Raw genomic sequence first — 21,702 nt, 5'->3', positions numbered from 1 at the left:
CAACCGTGAGAAAACGAAAAATGCTGTTTGCGGTGCTGGCCTGCGCCGCAGCAATCTGTATCCTTGCCGTTATCTTGCTGGTGACGAACCGCGGGGTGCGGGCAATCGATGCAGCCGCTTATTTAAAGCCGACTGTAGAAATGGAAGCGGGCAGTGAGCTGAAGCTGCTGTCTGACTCGTCGGAAGGCGTGCCTGGCATGAAGCTTGTGGCGGACAACTCCGAATTATCGCTCTATTACAACGCTGACACAACTGAAATAGCGGTGAAAGACAAACGGCAGGGTGAGGTGTGGTACAGCAATCCGGCTAACCGGAGCGAGGATAAAATCGCCTCAGCGTTCGAGAAGGAGGTGTTGTCCTCCCAAATAACGGTGCTGTTCCGGGACTCTGTCGGCACATTGGACAATTTTACGAACTTTGCTCGAAGCATCAGCGCGAAACAGTTCACTGCCGAAAGCATTGAAAATGGCATTCGGATTACGTATACGATTGGCGATATGTCACTCGGCATCGACGCTTTGCCAAAGTATATTAGCAAAGCCCGCTTGGAAGAGAAGGTGCTGACTAAGCTGGACGAAACCTCGTCCAAATATGTATCGGTACGTTATTATCCGAGTGCGGCGAATCCGGATGTCATGGAGCGGCTCGATGAGCAAATCTCCAAGCAGCTTGTACTGAACAAGATGATGGCTGCCTTCCAGAAGGCGGGTTATACCGAAGACGATCTTGCTTTCGACAATGAAGAGAACGGGGCAGCAGGAGGAAGCCAGTCTTCCAAACCAAACTTCGTCATTCCGCTGGAGTATCGCCTGGATGGGGATTCTCTTGTCGCATCGATTCCGGTGAAGCAGGTGAAGGAGAGCGCAAACTACCAGATTCGCAGCATCGAGCTGCTCAACTTCTTCGGCGCAGCAGGTTCGGAGCAAGAAGGTTATATGTTCGTGCCGGACGGCTCGGGCAGCATTATTCATTTGAACAACGGCAAGGTGAAGGAAGAGCAGTATGTGCAGAAGGTTTACGGCTTCGACCCGAACGACAATAGCTTTAGACGCGGGCAAGTGAGCGAGAGCGCCCGCATGCCGGTATTCGGTCTGAAGGCAGGCAGCTCCGCATGGTTTGCTGTCATTGAAGAAGGAGACGGTATAGCGAGTATTGCAGCGGATATTAGCGGCAAGAAAAACTCCTATAACTATGTGCACAGCAGCTTTGCTCTGCGCGGCGAGGATGAGCTTGAGCTGTATACCGGCTCTACCATTCAAGAAATTCAGCTGCTGAACGATGAGATTTACCAAGGCGATATTAAGGTTCGTTACAGCTTCTTGGCAGAAGATAAAGCTAGCTATTCAGGAATGGCCGAGCTTTACCGTGATAGGCTTGTGGCGGATAAGGCGCTTCAGCCGCTGGAAGCAGGCGAAGACATCCCTTTCTATCTGGATATCGTAGGGGCAGTCGATAAGCAAAAATCATTTTTAGGCGTACCGTATCGCTCGGTTATTTCTATGACCACATTTGATGAGGCTGCTCAAATGGCTGCGGAGATGAAGCAGGATGGCGTTAACCGCTTGCTTATGCGTTACACGGGCTGGTTTGGCAAGGGCGTCAACCATAAAACGCCGGTAAAATTAAAAACGGACAGCGTGCTCGGCAGCAAGGCAGAGCTTAAGGATTTGTCCAAGCAGTTGGAGCAAGCAGGGGGGACATTATTCCCTGATGTTGCTTTCCAGCAAATCTATCATGATGATAGCGGCTTCACGCCTTCCTCCGATGCGGCACGGTTCGTGACCCGCGAGCAAGCGGAGCTGTATCCGTATAACCGGGCATTGAACCGGATGGATATGTCACTTGGAGCCTATTATTTGTTATCGCCAGCGAAGCTTCCCTTCTACGTCGATACCTTCATGAGGAAGTATGAGCCGCTCCAGATGAAGGGTATAGCGCTTCGCGACCTTGGCAGCTTGCTAAGCTCAGACTACCGAGTCAGCCGGGTCATTCAACGGGAGACGGCAAAACATATTATCAAAGAGCAGCTTGAAGTGATCGACAATGGGGTAGAGGAAACGATGCTATCAGGCGCTAACGCATATGCGTGGCCGTATGCAGACCATCTCATAAATGTGCCGACAGCATCCAGCGGGTTCAATATTACGGATGAGGAAGTGCCTTTCTACGAAATGGTCGTACATGGTTATATGGATTACGCGGGCAGCGCGGTTAATTTGAGCGATGAGCAGGATTTGAAGAAGCAGCTGCTTCGTTCGCTTGAGCTCGGCGCGGCACCTTATTTCTCATGGACCTTTGAGCCGTCTTCGAAGCTGAAGTTTACCCCTTTTGATACCATGTTCTCTACTTATTACAAAGACTGGTATGACGAGGCGCTGTCCATGTACAAGGAATCGAATACGGCTTTAGCCGGGCTTCGAAATGAGCGGATGGTCAAGCATACGCGTCTCCAAGAAGGTGTAGTGGAAGTGGAGTATTCGAATGGAACAACGATCACGGTGAACTATACGGATAAACCCGTTGCCATTCATGGAAAGACAGTCGAAGCAGAGCATTACTGGATCGGAGGCGAGCGCTCATGAACGGATATAAGCTAACCTTAAGCCGCAAGCGCTCACTGCTAGGCTTCGCTTTTGTCGCACCTTGGCTCTTTGGTTTTGTGTTTATGTTTGCAACGCCGCTTATCCAATCGATCAAATTCAGCCTCAGCAAATTAACGGTAGCGCCATCGGGTTATGAGCTGGATTATGTAGGGCTGTCCAATTTCAAGGAAGCATTGTTCATCGATGCGAACTTTAACCGGATTTTAACGCAATCGATTACTGAAATGGCCTTAAACGTGCCGATGATTTTATTTTTCAGCCTCTTCTCGGCAACGTTGCTGAACCAAAAATTCCGGGGCAGAATTATCGCGCGCGCCATCTTTTTCCTGCCTGTCATTCTCGCCTCCAACGCGATTTCGGCAGCTGAGTCAGCAGGGCTGATTAACCTTGTTGGCGATGCAAGCGTCGTGAATGAGATGGGCAGCGAGTCTTCGGATTATAACATTATGTCGATGGTGATGATGCTCAGCGAGGTTGGCTTGCCGCTCTCTTTCATTGATTACATTATTGAAGCGATTACGCGAATCTATGAAATTATAACGAGCTCCGGCGTCCAAATTCTTATATTTCTAGCCGCGCTGCAGTCCGTGCCAGGATCGATGTATGAGGTTGCGAAAATGGAAGGGGCAACGGCGTATGAATCCTTTTGGAAAATAACGTTCCCAATGGTTAGCCCGCTTATTCTGACCAATGTCATTTATACGATTATCGATTCCTTCACTGGCAGCGCCGTTACCGACATGATCTTTACGACCGCGTTCAAAACACAAAACTTCGGGCTAAGCTCCGCGATGTCTTGGATTTATACGCTAATCGTCAGTATTGTCTTGATCGTGATTGGCGTCATTCTATCGCGAAGAGTCCATTACAACTAAGTAAAAAGCAAAGGAGGAAACAGCCTATGGAAGCTTCTCAGGCGGTTCGCAACGAGGAGACGAAGTATCGGATGCAAAAAGCGAGAAACAAAACGGTCGACATGCTTTATTCGATCTTCCGGTATGCGCTTGTGATCGGCATTTCGTTCATTATTATTTATCCGCTGCTGATGAAATTTTCAGTCGCATTCAAAGCCAAAGAGGATATATATAATCCGACGATCTACATGGTGCCCGTTCATTTTACGCTCGATAACATTAAGATGGCGATGGAGATTTTGAATTACTTCCCGCTGCTTGGCAACACGCTGCTCTTTGTCATTGTCACGACTGTGCTGACGGCCGCCTCCTGCGCCCTTGCCGGATACGGATTTGCCCGGTTCTCATTCCCCGGGAGCAACGTGCTGTTCGCGCTCGTCATATTGACCATTCTCATTCCGACGAGCACGCTGATGGTGCCGATGTACCTTCATTTCAGAAGCTTTGACTTACTAGGCATTGTGCAGCTTTTTACTGGCAAAGACGGCGTGAATCTATTGAATACGTACTGGCCTTCCGTTATTACCTCGGCAACAGCGATTGGTCTGAAGGCAGGCTTGTTTATTTACATCTTCCGGCAATTCTTTAAAGGAATGCCGAAGGAAATTGAGGAAGCGGCGCTTATCGACGGCGCTGGCGGCGTAAAAACCTTTCTGCGCATTATGCTGCCGAACGCAGTGCCGCCTATGCTGACGGTCGTATTGTTTTGTTTCGTATGGCAGTATAACGATACCTTCTTCACCTCGCTGTTCATGAGCGAGACGCAGCTTATGCCGCTGAAGGTCGCATCATTATCCGCTCAAGCGAATCAGCTGATCCCGCTTATGCTGGGCGTCGGAAGCGGTGCTAACGTTAAGGCTGATCCGAACCACGTGGCGATGATTATTGACACCGGTATTTTGCTCGCCATTATTCCATTGATTCTACTCTATTTGCTCGTTCAGCGTTATTTTGTTGAGAGTGTCGAGCGCAGCGGCATTATCGGCTAGGAGCCTTGGTTTATGCAGTCTTTCATATACAACTAGAAAACAATAAGGATGGGAGAAACCGTAAATGTGGAATTTGGAGCAGCAGCCAGCATTTAAAGTAGAGCCTAAGCTGATCAATCCGAATGCGGATGATAATGCCAAAAGGCTAATGACCTATTTGTGCGATAGCTATGGAACGAGGATTTTGACTGGGCAGCAAATCGGCGTCGTATCAACCCCCGAGCTTGATATTTTACACGAGGTCACAGGCAAATATCCAGCTGTTTATGGGTTCGATTTCATGAACTATTCACCATCGCGTACAGAACGAGGGGCAACATGCTCCGATACCGATATTGCCATCGATTGGTGGCAAAGCGGAGGTATCGTAACCTTCTGCTGGCACTGGAACGCGCCGAAGGATTTAATCGATTTGCCGCCGGATAGAACATGGGGCAGCGGCTTCTATACGAAGGCAACGACCTTCGATGTGCAGAAGGCGATGGATGATGAGGAGTCTGAGGATTACCGGCTGCTTATTAGAGATATTGACGCGATAGCTGCTGAGCTTGCGCGGCTTCAAGCTGCTGGAGTGCCCGTGTTATGGAGGCCGCTGCATGAAGCCTCGGGCGGCTGGTTTTGGTGGGGCGCGAAGGGGGCTGACCCATGCATACGCCTTTGGAAGCTGATGTACGACCGTATGACTAACCTTCATAAGCTCAATCATTTGATATGGGTATGGAATGGCCAGCATTCGGACTGGTATCCGGGAGATGAGTACGTTGATATTATCGGCGAAGATATTTATCCTCCCGAGCATAATTACGAGTCTCAGCAGCAGAGGTTTGCTGCGGCGAAGGCCTATACGAGCATGAATAAAATTGTTGCGTTATCGGAAAATGGGGCGATTCCCGATCCTGATCTTATGTTGCAGGATAATGCGCTTTGGGCATGGAATTGTACGTGGTACGGCACTTTTGTCTACGATACGATTGATGGTCGCAGAGTGTATGCGGAGAAGCACACGGAGAGGGAGCAATTGATTAAATTTTACAATCACCCTTTCTCTGTTACGAAGGATGAGCTGCCTAATCTCCAGAACTATAAGCTGCGAGAGTAACGTAAAGTAGCAAGGCAAAGCCTAAACCTTTATCGAGGAGTGCGTAACCCATGACGTTGTCGGTTTGGAAGCATAGAAATAAGCTGCATCACACGCTGCAAAAAGTAAAGGATGGACGCATAAAGGTGGGTTTTATCGGCGGCTCCATTACCGATGCAAGGCCGCGCCATAATTGGCCGGAGCCGGTTATTAGCTGGCTCGCTGAGCAGTATCCGCAGACTCGCATTTCGGTTGAAAATGCGGCTATCGGCGCGACTGGCAGCGATCTGGCTGCATTTCGAGCCAAGCGTGACTTGATCGATACGGAATGTGATCTCGTGTTTGTTGAATACGCGGTTAATGATGAGAACGAACCGACCTTGAAGCGCAATCGCACGCGAGAAGGGTTAATTCGGCAGCTGCTGGCTTCCGGCCAGCGGGATATCGTAATCGTATACACGTATTCGCAAAACATGTATGAAGCGATGCAATCCGGTGCGGTTCCAGATACGATAAGCGAATTCGAACGTATCGCTGAATACTATCAGATTGGTTCGGTATGGATGGGTTTGTATGCTCTTGAGGAGGTCAAAAAAGGCAGGCTGCGCTTTGAAGAGTGGCTGCCTGACGGACTTCACCCGACGAGCCGAGGGAGCCTCAGCTATGGGCAAAGCGTCATCACGTTTCTGACAAAGGAATTGCTCGAATCGGATGTTAACGCGAAAGGGCTGGATACACCCCTCCCAGAGCCGCTAGATGCTAAGTGCTGGGACAAGGTGTACGCATTATCCTTCGATCAAGTACAAACGAGCGGTCCTTGGGTTATCCGCAGATGGCCACACCTAGAATGGATCGATCAAGTACTTGAGACAGCGGCTGTTGGAGCGGGACTCTCCTTTCGTTTCGAGGGAAGGGGCCTCGCGCTTGGTTTTGACTTTGGCAGAAGCTCCGCAGAGTTCCGCTACCGAGTAGACGGCGGCGAGTGGCAACCTTCGGAACGAGAGCGTCCCTCCTGGTTAGCGGAGGACGGCTGGTATCGGCTTAGCTTTTTTGGAGATGATTGGTCCGGTGGAGCGCATCTCTTCGAGCTTGAAGTTATGCATGGCAATCAACCTAATTGTACGGGCACTAATTTTCGATTGGCAAAGGTAGGCATTATTCAGTGATACTAAAGCAAAAGAAAATGATTATAGGCGTTGCAATCTTAACAGGTTTAGCGTTTGCAGGCTCGGGCGCCGCTCTCGGTTTGGCAGTCAAGGCAAAGAAGGAAGAGCCATTCGTTATTTATGAGGCGGAGGATGGGCAGCTATCCGGCACCATCGCCGCGCAAGGAGCGGATGGGTTCTCTGCTTCGGGTTTTGTTACCGACTTTACCGATGAGGACGACCAGCTAACGATTGAAGCAGAGGCGCCCAAAACAGCGTTATACGATGTATGGGTCAGCTATCGTGCTCCAAACGGAAATAAAGTGGCAGGCCTTTCGCTTAACGACAGTCCTCACGGCGATTTGGCGTTGGAGCAGAGCAGCTCATTTACCGAGGTCAAGGCCGGAAAAATGCTCCTAAACAAAGGAGTGAACCGTATTAGTCTTAAGCGCGGCTGGGGTTACTACGATATTGACTATATCAAATTGCAAAAAACGAAGGCGGCAGCAAAGCATAAGGTCACCAATCAATTAGTGAATCCAAACGCATCTCCAGAAGCGAAGAAGCTTATGAATTATTTGGTGAAAAGTTATGGGAACATGGTGCTATCGGGTCAGACAGGGCTGGAAAACGTAGACTTTCTGGAGAAGATAACCGGCAAGAAACCGGCCATTGTCGGATTTGACCTCATTGATTATTCTCCAACAAGAGCGGAGCATGGTGCTGTCTCTTATGAAGTAGAAAAGGCGCTAGGCTGGCATAAGCAGGGAGGCATTACGACCTTCTTATGGCATTGGAATGCGCCTTCAGGCGTGTTGGACGAGAAGGGAAAAGAATGGTGGCGCGGCTTTTATACCGATTCGGTAACCTTTGATCTGGAGCAGACGTTAAGCCATCCCGAATCGGAGAATTATAAGCTAATGCTATCGGATATTGACGTTATTGCGGAGCAGCTCAAACGATTAAGAGACGCCCATGTTCCCGTTCTATTCCGGCCGCTGCATGAAGCGGAGGGAGGATGGTTCTGGTGGGGAGCTAAGGGACCAGAACCTGCGAAACAGCTTTACCGGATTTTATATGATCGGCTCGTTAACAAGCATGAGCTGAACAATTTGATTTGGGTGTGGAACTCTGTGTTGCCGGAATGGTATCCTGGTGACGATGTGGTAGATATCGTAAGTGTGGACAGCTATCCTGCGCCGGGCGATCATTCGCCGGTCAGCAATCAATTTGATAATCTTGTTGCACTCGTAAAGGACAATAAGCTGGTGGCATTAACCGAAAACGGCTCCATACCTGATCCGGATTTAATGAAGGCCTATAGGGCGAATTGGAGCTGGTTCGTCACTTGGGAAGGTGAGTATTTGACCGATGGGAAACATAACAGCGAGCAGATTTTAAACAAAATTTACAATCATCCAGACGTCACTACACTTGATGAGCTGCCAAACTTATTCGGAATGAAAAAAGATGCAGATATAGAAGAGTGACAATCGATAGGAAAACATAACCCTTCAGGAGGACATGATGAGAGAGACACAACAAGTACTGAACAATTGGAAGTTTAAAGCATGCAAGGACAATGAATGGCTGGGGGCAATCGTTCCGGGCTGCGTCCATACGGACCTGCTGCGAAATGGCGTGATCAAAGATCCTTTCTATGCGACGAATGAGCATGATTTGCAATGGATCGACAAAATCGATTGGGAGTATGAAGCGCGTTTTGACGTTGAAGAGCGGCTGTTTAACGCCTCCTCGCTGGAGCTTGTATTCGATGGACTTGATACGTATGCAGATGTATATGTGAACGGCAAACATGTGTTGTCCGCCGACAATATGTTTAGAACGTGGAAGGCAGATGTGAAATCGCTTGTAACGGCTAAGGACAATGTTATGCTGATCAAATTCCGCTCGCCTGTCCAAGAGGATTTGCCGAAAATCGAGAAGCTTGGCTATAATCTGCCCGCGTCGAACGATCAGTCGGAGCTTGGCGGGCTAGGCGCTCAGAAGATAAGCATCTTTGCTAGAAAAGCACCCTACCACTACGGATGGGATTGGGGTCCAAGGTTCGTGACTAGCGGTATCTGGCGCGAAGCTAGGCTAGAGGGCTGGTCTGACAGCAGGATTAATGACGTTTATGTAAGGCAGGACCAGGTATCAGCATCGGAAGCTAGCCTAACGGTTAGCGTGGAAATAGAGTCAGAGCACGCTTGGAGCGGCTTGGTGAGACTGAGCGCGGACGGCCAAACTTGGGAGCAAGAGGCCCATTTGGCAGAGGGTGTTAATGTCATTGAGATTCCTGTCACGATCGAGCAGCCGAAGCTCTGGTGGAGCAGAGGGCTGGGCGATGCCCATTTGTATACCTTTACAGCAGAGCTGAGTAAAGAGCAGCAGACGATCGCTGCCAAATCCGTACGCACGGGCTTACGCTCCGTTCGTTTGGTGCGCGACAAGGATGCGGTTGGGGCAACCTTTTATTTTGAGCTGAACGGTGTGCCGGTATTTGCGAAGGGCGCTAACCATATCCCAAATGACAGCTTTATTACCGATGTGACGGAAGAGCGCTACAGGCATGAAATCGTTACGGCAGCGGAATCCAATATGAATATGCTGCGGGTTTGGGGCGGCGGCATATATGAGCAGACGATTTTTTATGAGCTATGCGATGAGTACGGCATTTTGGTATGGCAGGACTTTATGTTCGCATGCAGCATGTATCCCGGCGACCAAGCGTTCCTTAATAATGTCCGCCTAGAGGCGGAAGAAAACGTGAAGCGTCTCCGCAACCACCCGTCAATCGTGCTATGGTGCGGCAATAACGAGATTGACTCCGCTTGGGCGCAGTATGACGAGAAAGGCGGCTGGGGTTGGAAGAAGGAATATACGCAGGAACAGCGAGCTGTCATTTGGGCAGACTATGAGACGATCTTCCATGACATTTTAGCTGAAGCGGTTGACGCTCATGCGCCGGGAACACAATATTGGCCGTCATCTCCGCTAATTTCGCTGTCGGGCGACATTAATCAGCATGCGCACCCGCTCTCCACTGAAGGGGACGTTCATTATTGGGGCGTTTGGCATGCGGTTGAGCCGTTCGAGAACTACAATGTCAAAATCGGGCGCTTCATGAGCGAATACGGCTTCCAGTCGTTTCCCGAATACGATACGGTGATGACGTTTGCGACGGAGCAGGATTTGGCGCTTGATTCGAAGGTTATGCGGGCGCATCAGAAGAATGGCGACGGCAACCGTCTCATTAAGGAATACATGGATATTTATATGAGCGAGCCTAAGGATTTTAGCGCATTTCTATATATGAGCCAAGTATTGCAGGCTGAGGCGATGAAGATGGCGATCGAAGCCCACAGACGCAGCATGCCATATTGCATGGGGACGCTGTACTGGCAGATGAACGATTGCTGGCCGGTTGCATCTTGGGCAGGCATGGATTATTACGGCAAGTGGAAAGCGATGCAATATTATGCCAAAAGAAGCTTCGCCGACACGATGCTGTCGTTTGACAAAACGGATGACGGAAAGGTTAATGTGCATATCGTAACCGATTTGTTAGCGCCGCTTTCCGGTGACCTGAGGCTGACGCTGTATGATTTTGCCGGCGCGCTAATCAAGCAGGTATCGACTAAAGTTGCAGTGGCGGGCAATAGCGCTGCAGTAGTCTTCTCTATTGATGAGCAAGAATGGCTGGCAGGCCATGAAGCAGGAAACGTTCTCTTGTATGCGGAGCTTGAGCAGGAAGGTCAGCTGGTGGATAGCAAGGAGCATTATTTGGTCAAGGCGAAGGAGCAGAAGCTGACGGCGGGCACTATTCACATCAGTGAAGTAGAAGGCAGCAATGGCACTCTATTCTCGCTTGCGACGGACGTGCTTGCGAAGCAAGTATGGCTAACTGCAGAGGGCGAAGGCATGTTCTCGGACAATTTCTTTGACCTCATCCCAGGCGTTGCCAAGACGGTAGAGTTCCGCTTGCGCGAAAGCGGCGAGAGGATGAGCAAACCGGCAGCGGCCGGCAAAGTCCAAGCTCGCTCGATGATTGAGTTTTTGGCTGAAAGCAAAGTAGAACAGGCTTAACAGGATACGCGAGGGCGCTAGTGACCAAGCTTTGGTCATCTAGCGTCTTTTTTTAGGCGAAGGAGATAGCGTTAAGAGAGTGGATTGTTAAGTTTATAAAAAAAGGTAAGTAAAGCTGCAACCTTTTATTTTGAAGCTCGTCTATGAGGAAGGAACGTTCCAAAAACTAGATGAGGTGACAACGATGACAGGAAAATTTAAATTGATTACACTAGCCGCTACTGCTGTTTTAACTCTATCTATTGCTGGACAAAGCTTTGCAGCCGCATCAACGTTTACAGATCTTACGAATGGAGCTGCAAAAGATAAAATTTCCTCCCTTCAGCAAAGGGGTCTGGTGCATGGCATCAGCAGCGATCGTTTTTCCCCGGATGCGACGCTTACTGCAGCTCAAGGCATTCAGCTCATTGTGAATGCTCTTGATTTGAATATGGATCTTATCCGATTCATTAAAGAGCCTAAGGCGACGGATTATTTTGAAAAAGCGGATAATGCCGCATGGTACGCTAACACGCTGATTATCGCTGCGAGCAATAACATGGATCTGCCGAAGGATCTTGATCCTAATCAGACTTGGACCAAAGAACAATTTACGCATCAGCTGATTTTAGCTATTGAGCTTCATAGCAATTTGCCGATGATCAAACTATTGCCGGTTGAGATTGGCGATGAAGCTGATCTATCGGTTGAATATGGCGGCTCCATCCAGCGCGCGCTCGCGCTAGGGATTGCAGCTTTGGATGCAGAAGGCAACTTTAAGCCGCAGGAGAGCATTACCCGCGCGGATGCTGCTGTGCTTATCTTTAATGCGCTAGCATATATAGAGGCACACCCGGCCCCGGCACAGCCGTTGTCTTAAATGATAGGAGGGAGGCGCCTGTGGGGGGCGCCTTTCTATTTACATATTAACAAAAGCCATATACGTATATTGTAGAATAATAGTCACACATTAATCCTTTACTGCGACAAAGAGTTAATGTATCATAGTGATAAAGTTTTCAAATAACGTCTATGAAGGTGAAGCCATTTATGAGCGGAAAAATCGAGGTTCAAGCACGCAAGGAATTAAAACAAATGAAGCCTTATTCCCCCGGGAAACCGATCTGGGAGGTGCAGAAGGAGCTTGGCCTTGAGCGGGTTGTGAAGCTTGCGTCCAACGAGAATCCGCTAGGTCCTTCTCCGAAGGCGGTAACGGCTATGCAGGCGGCATTAACGGATCTCCACCGGTATCCGGACGCCCAGTCCGTACAATTGAAGCAAGCGATCGCGACCCATTACGAGCTAAGTGCCGAGCAAGTGATCGTCACCAATGGCGGGGATGAGCTGATTACGCTCCTATCTGAGACGTTCCTTGATGCCGAAGATGAAATTATTGTTCCAGGGCCTACCTTTAGCGAATATGAATTTGGTGCTCAGCTGATGGGTGCCAAAGTGATAGTAGCGCCGCTTACGAATGATCTTCAATACGATCCAGAGGCTATTGTTGCAGCCGTGACGGAACGAACGAAGATGGTGTATTTATGTTCACCCAACAACCCAACCGGCACGATTTTGTCCAAAAAAGAGCTGCAATATATTCTCGACTCCCTTCCCAAGTGGGTGCTCGTCGTGCTTGATGCCGCATATAGCCACTTTGTCTCTGCGGATGATTATTCGGATGGGATCGAATTTGTGCGCACGGGCTATCCGCTGGTCGTCTTAAAAACCTTCTCGAAAATATACGGTTTAGCAGGCATACGCGTCGGCTTCGGGGCTGCGCCGCAGGCGATTATCCAAAACATTTTGCAGGTCAAAGAGCCGTTTAACGTAAACGCCTTGGCTCAAGCGGCAGCAATTGCGGCTATAGGGGACGAAGAGCATGTATCACGTTCGCGTTCGCTTGTTGCCGAGGAGCGCCAGCGGCTGTATGCATCATTCCGCGAGCTGGGATTAAGCTATACAGAGAGCATGAGCAACTTTGTGTTGGTAGAGGTCGGCGAGCAATCGGAGTTTATCTACGAGCAACTAATGGCTAAAGGCATTATCGTTCGTCTGGCAAAAGCATGGGGGCTGAATTCGCATTTGCGAATATCGATAGGCACGCCTGAGGAGAATGAGCTGCTGATCGAGGCATTGCATCATATTTTGAAAGAAAATACGTAACAAAAAAACAGCCATTCCGGACCTCCAGAATGGCTGTTTTTTAATATCGCTGTCTTGTAATAAGTTTATCCGGTAAACTCTTGAACCCATGCGCCCTTGAAGTAAGCAATTCCGATCTTTGAAAAGCTGCCGCTTAAAATATTCGCCCGGTGGCCTTCGCTATTCATCCAATCGTTCATAACCTGCTCGGGAGTCGGCTGGCCTTTGGCAATGTTTTCGCCAGCAGCGCTGTACGTAATTTGAAACTTTTTCATCATATCAAACGGTGATCCATAGGTGGGGGAATTATGGTCAAAGTATTGGTTGTTAATCATATCCTGAGCTTTGACCTTCGCCATTTTAGATAAATCGCTGTTCATGCTAAGGGAGCCTAAACCTGCTTTGGCACGTTCGGAATTGACGATTTGCAGCACTTGCTGGTCAAATTCCAGTGAGGTTGAAGGCTGCTCCGGCGCGTAGTCAATCGGATCTTGTTTGTTCGTGATCCATTTTGGAACGTTATGTTGATTTTTTTTCATCGGCATTGCGGACTTGCCTGTTTGAGGGGTGGTAATGGAAGAAGCTTGCGTTACCTTCGGCACCGATTGGATCGTCTTTGTCTTAATTTCCGAATGAGAAACGGCAGACTGTTTGTTGGTCACGTTATGATTGGCTGAACAGCCTGTGACGATTAATAAGGCAGCGATTACGATATACCTCTTCATTGTATGGACACCTCCATATCGGATTAAATTAAGTGCATCAGACTATATGTTTGCCAATAATGACGGCTTTTATGCCGTTCTGGAGCGGGAGGGGTTAAATTTTCGACTATTTTGAAATAAGACTTGCGTATTGTAAATGCCTATGTTATATTATCAATACAAACAACAAATTTAACCTTGAATTCACATATTGAAAAGGTTGTCATTTGTATGATGATATCTTTTTCAATGTGTGATTTTTAGTTTTTCTGGAAAAAACATGTTAAAAAACTTATTGGAGGTCATTTAAAATGGAACAAGGTACAGTGAAATGGTTTAACGCAGAGAAAGGTTTTGGCTTTATCGAAGTAGAAGGCGGCAACGATGTATTCGTACATTTCTCCGCAATTCAAGGCGAAGGCTTCAAATCCCTTGACGAAGGTCAACGCGTTGAGTTCAACGTAACTCAAGGCAACCGTGGACCACAAGCAGAAAACGTTGTAAAACTGTAGTATTTTAAACAAAGAGCCCTTAACTTCGGTTAAGGGCTTTTTTTTTGTTGCTGGAGCCAGGACGAGACAAGAAAAAAAGCCACTTCGAGCAAATGAATGCTCGAGGCGGCTTTTATTGGATTTATTTATTTGAGGTTAGTAATGTTAACTTCCGGATTCACGTCCGCTTCATAATTAATGCCGTCTGTTTCAAAGCCGAACAGCTGGAAAAACTCGCGACGATAGCCTTCAAGATCGGATAGGTCATATACATTTTCCGTAGAGAGCTTAGCCCATACTTCTGCAACCTCAGCTTGAATTTCAGGTCTCATCTCCCAATCGTCAACGCGGATAAGCCCTTTCTCGTCAACGAGCGTTTCGCCCTTGCCGTATAGGCGCTCGGAGAACAAGCGATACATTTGCTCGATGCAGCCCTCGTGAATGCCTTTTTCCTTCATGACTTTATAAAGAGCGGAAATGTAAAGCGGTACGACTGGAATTGCCGAGCTCGATTGCGTAACCAAAGCTTTGTTGACGGATACGAAAGCGCGGCCGCCATTTGAGCTGAGCTGCGCGTTAAGACGCTGAGCAGTAGCTTCAAGATCGTTTTTCGCTGCGCCGATCGTACCTTCGCGATATACCGCATGCGTAATTTCTGGACCGATATACGAATAAGCAACGGTAGTTGCGCCTTCAGCCAGCGCACCTGCTTGCTGCAGCTCGTCAATCCACATTTGCCAGTCCTCGCCGCCCATGACCGCGATCGTCTGGCGAAGCTCGTCCTCTGTTGCCGGCTCGATGGTTGCTTGTGATACCTCGCCGCTGTGGAAGTTAACGGTTTTGTTCGTGTACGTGCCGCCAAGCGGCTTAATAACGGAAGCGAAAGTTTCGCCAGTCTTAGGATGTGTGCGGCGCGGAGAAGCGACGCTGTAAACGACCAAATCGATTTGTCCAAGCTCGGTGAGAATGAGGTCGATCGTTTTTGCTTTAATTTCGTCGGAGAACGCATCACCTACGATGCTGTAGGATTTACGTCCAGCAGCGGAAGCAGCCTCTTCGAATGCAGCTGAATTGTACCAGCCCGCCGATGCCGTGCGCGCTCCTTCGGCAGCTTTATCGAAGTAAACGCCAATCGTGTTAGCGCCAGCTGCAAATGAGGATACGATGCGGGAAGCAAGGCCGTAGCCCGTCGAAGCACCGATAACAAGCACGTTGCGAGGGCCTTCGATAGCTGGTTGTGCTTTAACGTAATCGATCTGGCGCTGCACTTGCTGCGCGCAGCCCTCCGGATGTGCAGTCGTACAAATAAAACCTCTCGTTTTCGGTTGAATAATCATATTGGAATATTCCTTTCTTTTATGGAATTCGTTTGTTTACAGTATGTAACGGCAAAACGGACAACTCTATCTCATTTTACCGACTTTTGCTGCATAAGGGAAGTTCCCCGTTGAGGACTAACGCATTTATTTTGCAAAATTACAGCAGTATGCAAACAAATAAGCGCCGATTCAGCCTTTAGGCGTTCTCGGCGCTTATTTATGTGAAAGTTAACGACGACCTGAGAGCTGCTGCTCAGCCATTTGAACGAGTCGGCGTGTAATTGATCCGCCGATGGAGCCCATATCGCGTGTAGTCATATTGCCGTAATAGCCATCTTGCGGAAGTTGAATGCCAAGCTCTTGAGCGACTTCGAACTTGAGTTGCTCCAGCGCTGCGCGTGCTTGGGGGACAAGAAGTTGATTTGTGCGGTTTGCCATCTTTTCTCAGCCTCCTTCTTAACCCTATTATGCGGAGCGTTGGCAGAGATTATTCGCTAATTGCACCTAAATTTACCGCCGTTTTTCAGAATGAGTCCGTGCTAAAATGGATACACGGAAGGAGGCGGCATTATGTTTATGAAGCCAATGCTCATGACGAGATATGAGAAGCCTTTTGATGATGAAAATTATATTTTCGAACCGATCATTGACGGCCATCGGCTGCAGCTTTCTTTCATGTCGAGCAAAACGAAATTATATACAAGGCACTTTAATGAAGTTACGCAGCAGTATCCCGAGCTACATAACGTTCCTTTGAGAGAGCCTGCCGACGTTGTCCTCGACGGTGAGGTTGCCTATGTAAATCCTCATACTGGAGCGATTGAGTTCGATACGCTTCAGAAGAGATTCCGGCTGAAGAAGGAACCGAGCATACGAGATGCCAAGCGGATAAACCCTGTGAAGTTTTTTGTGTTTGATATTCTCTATTATAATGGAGTTGATCTGCGGGAAACGCCGCTGCTTGAGCGCAAGAGGCTGCTGGATGCTATTTTGGAGGATAACCTTTATTATAAGAAGATGCTGTTCGTAGAGCGGGAAGGGATGGCTTTGTTCGATCTAGTCAAACGTTCCGATCTTGAGGGCGTCGCATGCAAGCGAAAGGACAGTACTTATGCCGAAGGGCGCGGGGACAACTGGTTAAAAGTGAAAAATGATGAATATGGCGTGCTGCCTATGACGGAGATGCGCAACGAAGTAAGTAACGCTGAACAGAAATGTTGTTAATGTAAATGTTAATTAATATACGTTTATTAAAGTTTGGAAAAAGATGCTGACGGCAAATGTCGTTGGCATCTTTTTTGTTGCTGATCGCTTCTAATTATACAAATACGGCTAAGAGAAGCCCGTCATAAACGATAAATTTGTTATTGACGATAAGCGGGCGAAATCGTTACAATATAATCGTTAATATTATTAGTAATCAATTAATAAATTAACAAATGTAAGCGCTCTTTTAAATGCTTGCGTGGAAGGCGAGGTGCATGGCAAAAGTTTTTGTTTTTTATTGCGAAAGCCATTCAAAACATTCGTTTAAATCGGAAGGGGAGAGGCTGCTTTATTGTGGAAAAATGGAACGCGATCGCACCAGAAGCGGCTATCCGCGGAAATAAAGCAGGAAACTAGACATATGAAACCATGCTGCGCGAGTACATGTATATCGTCCATTAGCGTTATCGATTTTACACCTGCTCTGAAAGATCGCATTTCATATGGGCAAAGATCGTAAAGCAATGAATGTTTCATATTTCGTTTAAATGTTTAAATAGGTTGTAGAAACAACGCCGCTCAATTGCCTTAAACAAAAACAAAAAAAGAGCTGCAAATCGCATTCAGCGATCGCAGCTCCATCCATAATTCTAATTGACTACGCGTCTAGCCGTTACGTAGGTTTTTGACCAGTAGCTTGTATTCAGATTTGATACGGTAACGCCTTGGCTCGAAGAACTGTGAATGATTTTGTTGTTGCCAGCGTAAATAGCTACATGGCTAATAGACTTGCCGTTTGTTTTGAAGAAAACAAGATCGCCCATGCTCAGGGAGTCCTTGGGAACCTTCTCGCCAATTGTTGCTTGAGCAGTAGAAGTCCGTGGAAGAGAAACATCCAGCCCTTTAAACAAGAATTGCGTGAACGAAGAACAGTCAAAAGCGTATGTAACGCCAGCGGGTGCACCAAATCTATATGGAGTGCCAATGTATTCTTTGCCTGTGGAAATAAGATCGATCGTTTCAGGTGTTGCTGCATGCGCTTTCTGTGCAAATGATCCGAGTGTGATAGCTGACATGACGATCGCGCTGCATATGCCTGCTTTTGCAATTGATTTCATTAGGTTTGATTTTCTCATGCTGTCAGGATGTCCCTCCGCGTTTCGTATTATGTGTAATGACTATAACACATTTACAAAACGGCAATTTTCGCTCATGAGAGCGAAAAGACAGCTATTATCGGGATTATGAGCAATTATGAGAAAAAAATGAAAAATTATTAATGAAAAACAGCAAATAATGCGCCTTAAGGCATATTTACGCCTCTAGCGCTCACAAGAAGGGTATACCATTGCTCCCGAGTCATCAATTCTGCTTGTTTTACAGCGTCTTTACAAGCCAATATGCGCTCTGGATTTACCGTGCCGATGACAGGCTGTATGCGGGCAGGATGCTTCATTAGCCAGCCAAGCACTATGGATTCAGGCGTTGTATCGTTCTCCTCAGCCAGCTGCTTAACGAGAGCGGCTGTTTGCAATTCTGCCTCGTTCGCATTCTCCGATACCTTGCCGGAAAATCTCCCTTGCGCAAGCGGGCCCCATGCTTGAATTTGAATGTTTTCCATTTGCATGAATTCCATTAGCCCTTCAGGGAAGCTGTCGTTCAGTCCGGCTTTTTGATTGACGTGAACGCCGTGGTCAACCCAGTCATGACGCAGCAGGCTCATTTCCAGCTGATTCACGACAAGGGGATCGGGCAATTCACGCTGCAAGAAACGGATCTGGCCCGGGCTCATGTTGGATACGCCAAAGTTGCGCACCTTGCCTGAGAGCTTCAGCTTCGTGAAGGCTTCAGCGATTTCATCCGGTTCCACGAGCGGATCTGGACGGTGAAGCAGCAGAACATCCAAGTACTCCGTGCCAAGCCGCTCCAAAATGCCGTCTACCGAAGGCAAAATATGTTCTTTTGAAAAGTTAAAGCGTACGGGCAGTGCGCCGTCAGACAATTGAATGCCCACTTTGGATTGAATCACAATCTGCTCGCGCAGCTTAGGCTGCTGCTTGAGCACTTGTCCGAATACAGATTCGGCTTTGCCCCTTGTATAGATATCTGCATGATCGTACATCGTAATGCCGATTGATAAAGCAGCTTCAACTGCAGCTTCCGCCTGAGAGATATGACTAGATGTAATCGGGTCTGCAAGATCCCAGCTTCCGCCAAGTCCCATGCAACCTAGCGCAAGCCGACTGTCTGATATTCCGCGACGAGCTAATGGCATCAATTTCATTTTTAATCATCCTCCGCTATATAGGTTGGAAAAACCTTCAATCGGATTCTATTATAACGCTCTATTTCCAATCATATAAGCACTGAAAAAAAGTTCACTAACTAACCTTGTGACGCATAGGCTGGATCGAATAGACGTTGTTGCAAGCCAGCATTGCAAGCGCTTCTTTTTGATGCTACATTACTTATGATTAGGTTCAGTTCAAAAATGCTAGACGAAGTAGTCTAGCTTCACTAGATCAATTGGGAGGAATATCGATTGGCTTATATTACCTGTAACTTTTTTTCGGAAGCGCTGGGCTTAAGCACGTCAATGACCGTTATTTTGCCGCAGCAGACAACCTCGCAAATCGGTATGAATAATCGCAGCAGCCAGAAGCTGCACAAAACCTTATATTTATTGCACGGCCTGTCCGACGACGATACGATCTGGTCAAGAAGAACGTCTGTCGAGCGTTATGTAGCTGAGCTCGGGCTCGCAGTAGTCATGCCGAATGTTCATCAAAGCTTTTATACGGATATGGAGTATGGCAATAAGTATTGGACTTTTCTAACGGAAGAGCTTCCTGCTGTCGCTAGATCGTTTTTCCCTTTATCAGACGCACGCGAGGACAATTATGTTGCAGGCTTGTCGATGGGCGGTTATGGCGCGTTTAAATGGGCGCTTAGGCATCCGGATCGAATCGCAGCTGCGGGCAGCTTGTCCGGCGCGCTAGATATGGCCAACCATATCAAAGATCCGGCTCATATGAAGCCGTTATTCAACCTTATTTACGGTGACAAAGAGGTTAAAGGCTCGGATAATGATTTGCTGCACCTTGTTACCGAGCTTGCACCTTCTTCGTCTCCGAAGCCGGCGCTTTACCAGTGCTGCGGCACGGAGGATTTTTTATACGACGATAACCTGGCGTTCCGCGACGCTTGCAAGCAAGCGGATTATCCGCTGACATATGAAGAAGGTCCCGGCACTCATGAGTGGGGCTATTGGGACACGCATATCCAGCGCTTCTTGCGGTGGCTGCCCATTACGAATGAATAAATAGCAGCCTTACGATGCTAGTTAATAGAGGGAGAGAGGAAAGCTACCAAGCTGATGAGGCTGGCAGCTTTCTTTTTTTATTTAAGGGTTGCAAAATGTATCCGCTCCCATTATGCTTTGTATAGAATTAATGTTTATGTTTATGGATAAATAAATACATTAATTCAACCATTGGATATGTTATTTATTCTAATCATACAAAAAGCGAGGGCGAATGAAATGGCAAACCGCGTAACCATTAACGCCGATTTGGCAGCAGGCACGATTAACCGCAATATTTATGGACATTTTTCCGAGCATTTGGGCCGATGTATTTATGAAGGCATTTGGGTGGGCGAGGATTCTCCTATCCCGAATACAAACGGCATTCGCAATGACGTTGTAGCCGCGCTTAAGCAGTTGAAAATTCCAGTGCTGCGCTGGCCGGGCGGCTGCTTTGCCGATGAGTACCATTGGAAGGACGGCATCGGTCCGCGCGAATCACGCAAGCGGATGATTAACACACACTGGGGCGGCGTGCTTGAGAATAACCATTTTGGCACACATGAGTTTTTGATGCTGTGCGAAATGCTGGAGTGCGAGCCGTACATCTCAGGCAATGTAGGAAGCGGCACGGTTCAGGAAATGTCGGAATGGGTGGAGTACATGACGTTTGACGGCGTATCGCCAATGGCGGAATTGCGCCAAGAGAATGGCAGGGAGAAGCCGTGGAACGTCAAATATTTTGGCGTCGGCAATGAGAACTGGGGCTGCGGCGGCAACATGCGTCCCGAGTATTACGCGGACCTCTATCGAAGATACCAAACCTACGTGCGCAACTACGGCGAGAACAAGATCCACAAAATCGCCTGCGGACCTAACGTTGACGATTATCGCTGGATGGAGGTGCTGATGCGTGAAGCGCATGGGATGATGGATTCGATTTCGCTGCATTATTACACGATTCCAGGCGAGTTCTGGACGCAAAAAGGCGCGGCGACGGGCTTCTCCGAGGATGAGTGGTACTCCACGCTGAAGAAAGCGCTATGGATGGATGAGCTGATCACGCGTCATTCGACGATTATGGACAAGTATGACAAGGGCAAGCGGATTGGCCTAATCGTAGACGAATGGGGAACTTGGTTCGATGTAGAGCCGGGCACGAACCCAGGCTTCCTGTACCAGCAGAACACGATTCGTGATGCGCTTGTGGCAGGCGTTACGCTGAACATTTTCCACGACCATTGCGACCGGGTTCAAATGGCAAACATCGCGCAGGTGATCAACGTGCTGCAATCGGTTATTTTGACCGAGGGCGAGAAAATGATTTTGACGCCGACGTACCATGTATTTGATATGTACAAGGTGCATCAGGACGCAACGCTGCTTACGACGTCGATTGACAGTCAGGATTACGCCCATAATGATCAGCTGATTCCTCAAGTATCCGTATCGGCTTCGAAAGACGCGGAAGGCCGCATTCATATCAGCTTGTGCAATTTGGACAATCATTCCGGCGCAGACGTTGAAATCGATCTTCGCGGCTTGGCAGGCGCAGGTCTTAAAGTAAGCGGAACGGCGCTTACCGCTACAACGAAGGATGCACACAATACGTTCGAGCAGCCTGAAGCCGTGGTGCCGACCGCTTATCAAGCCTTTAAGGTTGATGGCACTACCATTAGCGCGAAGCTCTCGCCGATGTCCGTTACGGTCCTTGAGCTGATTTCGGAATAAGGAACGCC

The 21,702-nt window shown here is 48.2% G+C and carries 18 protein-coding genes; 13 read left to right on the top strand and 5 right to left on the bottom strand.

Annotated elements, in window-relative coordinates:
• Window positions 1–5 precede the first annotated feature (5 nt).
• From A7975_RS12620 to hisC, 9 genes are all read left to right on the top strand, one after another.
• Window positions 6–2,582 (top strand): DUF5696 domain-containing protein, encoded by a 2,577-nt coding sequence (locus A7975_RS12620; protein ID WP_065385332.1) that lies wholly within the window; start codon window positions 6–8, stop codon window positions 2,580–2,582.
• Entirely contained in the window at window positions 2,579–3,478 is a 900-nt protein-coding gene (locus A7975_RS12615) for a carbohydrate ABC transporter permease (RefSeq protein WP_053377062.1), read from the top strand. Before A7975_RS12620 ends, A7975_RS12615 begins: the two co-directional genes overlap by 4 nt.
• Window positions 3,479–3,504: 26 nt before the next feature.
• A complete protein-coding gene (locus A7975_RS12610) occupies window positions 3,505–4,506 on the top strand; it encodes a carbohydrate ABC transporter permease (protein ID WP_176707722.1) in 1,002 nt (333 codons plus the stop codon).
• Window positions 4,507–4,570: 64 nt separating this feature from the next.
• Complete coding sequence (locus A7975_RS12605) at window positions 4,571–5,605, top strand: glycosyl hydrolase (protein WP_065385331.1); 1,035 nt, start codon at window positions 4,571–4,573, stop codon at window positions 5,603–5,605.
• Window positions 5,606–5,655: 50 nt separating this feature from the next.
• The gene (locus A7975_RS12600) at window positions 5,656–6,750 is read left to right on the top strand and encodes an SGNH/GDSL hydrolase family protein (protein ID WP_065385330.1); all 1,095 of its coding nucleotides are present in this window, start codon (window positions 5,656–5,658) and stop codon (window positions 6,748–6,750) included.
• Window positions 6,747–8,219, top strand: a complete 1,473-nt coding sequence (locus A7975_RS12595) for a glycosyl hydrolase (RefSeq protein WP_053377059.1) — start codon at window positions 6,747–6,749, stop codon at window positions 8,217–8,219. Before A7975_RS12600 ends, A7975_RS12595 begins: the two co-directional genes overlap by 4 nt.
• A gap of 37 nt (window positions 8,220–8,256) precedes the next feature.
• Window positions 8,257–10,818: a beta-mannosidase gene (locus A7975_RS12590; RefSeq protein ID WP_065385329.1), complete on the top strand. Its 2,562-nt coding sequence runs from the start codon at window positions 8,257–8,259 to the stop codon at window positions 10,816–10,818.
• Between the two features lie 184 nt (window positions 10,819–11,002).
• Window positions 11,003–11,677 carry an S-layer homology domain-containing protein gene (locus A7975_RS12585; RefSeq protein ID WP_065385328.1) on the top strand — a complete coding sequence of 225 codons (675 nt, stop codon included), beginning with the start codon at window positions 11,003–11,005 and terminating at the stop codon, window positions 11,675–11,677.
• 170 nt (window positions 11,678–11,847) lie between these two features.
• Window positions 11,848–12,960 carry a histidinol-phosphate transaminase gene (gene hisC / locus A7975_RS12580; RefSeq protein ID WP_065385327.1) on the top strand — a complete coding sequence of 371 codons (1,113 nt, stop codon included), beginning with the start codon at window positions 11,848–11,850 and terminating at the stop codon, window positions 12,958–12,960.
• A gap of 65 nt (window positions 12,961–13,025) precedes the next feature.
• Here the strand turns inward: hisC and A7975_RS12575 are convergent, their stop codons facing one another.
• A complete protein-coding gene (locus A7975_RS12575) occupies window positions 13,026–13,664 on the bottom strand; it encodes a CAP domain-containing protein (RefSeq protein WP_065385326.1) in 639 nt (212 codons plus the stop codon).
• 290 nt (window positions 13,665–13,954) lie between these two features.
• On the opposite strand from A7975_RS12575, the gene A7975_RS12570 reads away from it, so the two are divergent.
• A complete protein-coding gene (locus A7975_RS12570) occupies window positions 13,955–14,155 on the top strand; it encodes a cold-shock protein (RefSeq protein WP_053377054.1) in 201 nt (66 codons plus the stop codon).
• Between the two features lie 125 nt (window positions 14,156–14,280).
• Here A7975_RS12570 and fabV read toward each other — a convergent pair whose 3' ends face one another.
• Both fabV and A7975_RS12560 read right to left on the bottom strand, forming a co-directional pair.
• Window positions 14,281–15,471 carry an enoyl-ACP reductase FabV gene (gene fabV, locus A7975_RS12565; protein WP_065385325.1) on the bottom strand — a complete coding sequence of 397 codons (1,191 nt, stop codon included), beginning with the start codon at window positions 15,469–15,471 and terminating at the stop codon, window positions 14,281–14,283.
• Between the two features lie 210 nt (window positions 15,472–15,681).
• Window positions 15,682–15,891, bottom strand: a complete 210-nt coding sequence (locus tag A7975_RS12560; RefSeq protein WP_053377052.1) for an alpha/beta-type small acid-soluble spore protein — start codon at window positions 15,889–15,891, stop codon at window positions 15,682–15,684.
• Window positions 15,892–16,023: 132 nt separating this feature from the next.
• Between A7975_RS12560 and A7975_RS12555 the strand changes: the two genes are divergently transcribed.
• Window positions 16,024–16,677 (top strand): ATP-dependent DNA ligase, encoded by a 654-nt coding sequence (locus A7975_RS12555; RefSeq protein ID WP_065385324.1) that lies wholly within the window; start codon window positions 16,024–16,026, stop codon window positions 16,675–16,677.
• A gap of 632 nt (window positions 16,678–17,309) precedes the next feature.
• On the opposite strand, the gene A7975_RS12550 is transcribed toward A7975_RS12555, so the two are convergent.
• Both A7975_RS12550 and A7975_RS12545 read right to left on the bottom strand, forming a co-directional pair.
• Complete coding sequence (locus tag A7975_RS12550) at window positions 17,310–17,795, bottom strand: C40 family peptidase (RefSeq protein ID WP_053377050.1); 486 nt, start codon at window positions 17,793–17,795, stop codon at window positions 17,310–17,312.
• A gap of 167 nt (window positions 17,796–17,962) precedes the next feature.
• Window positions 17,963–18,943: an aldo/keto reductase gene (locus A7975_RS12545; RefSeq protein WP_053377049.1), complete on the bottom strand. Its 981-nt coding sequence runs from the start codon at window positions 18,941–18,943 to the stop codon at window positions 17,963–17,965.
• A gap of 258 nt (window positions 18,944–19,201) precedes the next feature.
• Here A7975_RS12545 and A7975_RS12540 point away from each other — a divergent pair, with 258 nt between their 5' ends.
• Both A7975_RS12540 and A7975_RS12535 read left to right on the top strand, forming a co-directional pair.
• Window positions 19,202–19,981, top strand: a complete 780-nt coding sequence (locus A7975_RS12540) for an alpha/beta hydrolase (RefSeq protein WP_065385323.1) — start codon at window positions 19,202–19,204, stop codon at window positions 19,979–19,981.
• 219 nt (window positions 19,982–20,200) lie between these two features.
• Entirely contained in the window at window positions 20,201–21,694 is a 1,494-nt protein-coding gene (locus A7975_RS12535) for an alpha-N-arabinofuranosidase (protein ID WP_065385322.1), read from the top strand.
• The last annotated feature ends 8 nt before the right edge of the window (window positions 21,695–21,702 follow it).

It is taken from the genome of Bacillus sp. FJAT-26390 (assembly GCF_001682865.1).
Classification (GTDB): Bacteria; Bacillota; Bacilli; order Paenibacillales; family Paenibacillaceae; genus Pristimantibacillus.
This window is presented reverse-complemented; position numbering and strand designations above follow the sequence as displayed.

Coding starts and splice junctions, on each gene's coding strand:
- A7975_RS12590 (WP_065385329.1), top strand. CDS start 8,257: ATGAGAGAGACACAACAAGTACTGAACAATTGGAAGTTTAAAGCATGC.
- A7975_RS12560 (WP_053377052.1), bottom strand. CDS start 15,891: ATGGCAAACCGCACAAATCAACTTCTTGTCCCCCAAGCACGCGCAGCG.
- hisC (WP_065385327.1), top strand. CDS start 11,848: ATGAGCGGAAAAATCGAGGTTCAAGCACGCAAGGAATTAAAACAAATG.
- A7975_RS12610 (WP_176707722.1), top strand. CDS start 3,505: ATGGAAGCTTCTCAGGCGGTTCGCAACGAGGAGACGAAGTATCGGATG.
- A7975_RS12575 (WP_065385326.1), bottom strand. CDS start 13,664: ATGAAGAGGTATATCGTAATCGCTGCCTTATTAATCGTCACAGGCTGT.
- A7975_RS12585 (WP_065385328.1), top strand. CDS start 11,003: ATGACAGGAAAATTTAAATTGATTACACTAGCCGCTACTGCTGTTTTA.
- A7975_RS12570 (WP_053377054.1), top strand. CDS start 13,955: ATGGAACAAGGTACAGTGAAATGGTTTAACGCAGAGAAAGGTTTTGGC.
- A7975_RS12545 (WP_053377049.1), bottom strand. CDS start 18,943: ATGAAATTGATGCCATTAGCTCGTCGCGGAATATCAGACAGTCGGCTT.
- A7975_RS12550 (WP_053377050.1), bottom strand. CDS start 17,795: ATGAGAAAATCAAACCTAATGAAATCAATTGCAAAAGCAGGCATATGC.
- A7975_RS12615 (WP_053377062.1), top strand. CDS start 2,579: ATGAACGGATATAAGCTAACCTTAAGCCGCAAGCGCTCACTGCTAGGC.
- A7975_RS12555 (WP_065385324.1), top strand. CDS start 16,024: ATGTTTATGAAGCCAATGCTCATGACGAGATATGAGAAGCCTTTTGAT.
- A7975_RS12600 (WP_065385330.1), top strand. CDS start 5,656: ATGACGTTGTCGGTTTGGAAGCATAGAAATAAGCTGCATCACACGCTG.
- A7975_RS12535 (WP_065385322.1), top strand. CDS start 20,201: ATGGCAAACCGCGTAACCATTAACGCCGATTTGGCAGCAGGCACGATT.
- A7975_RS12605 (WP_065385331.1), top strand. CDS start 4,571: ATGTGGAATTTGGAGCAGCAGCCAGCATTTAAAGTAGAGCCTAAGCTG.
- fabV (WP_065385325.1), bottom strand. CDS start 15,471: ATGATTATTCAACCGAAAACGAGAGGTTTTATTTGTACGACTGCACAT.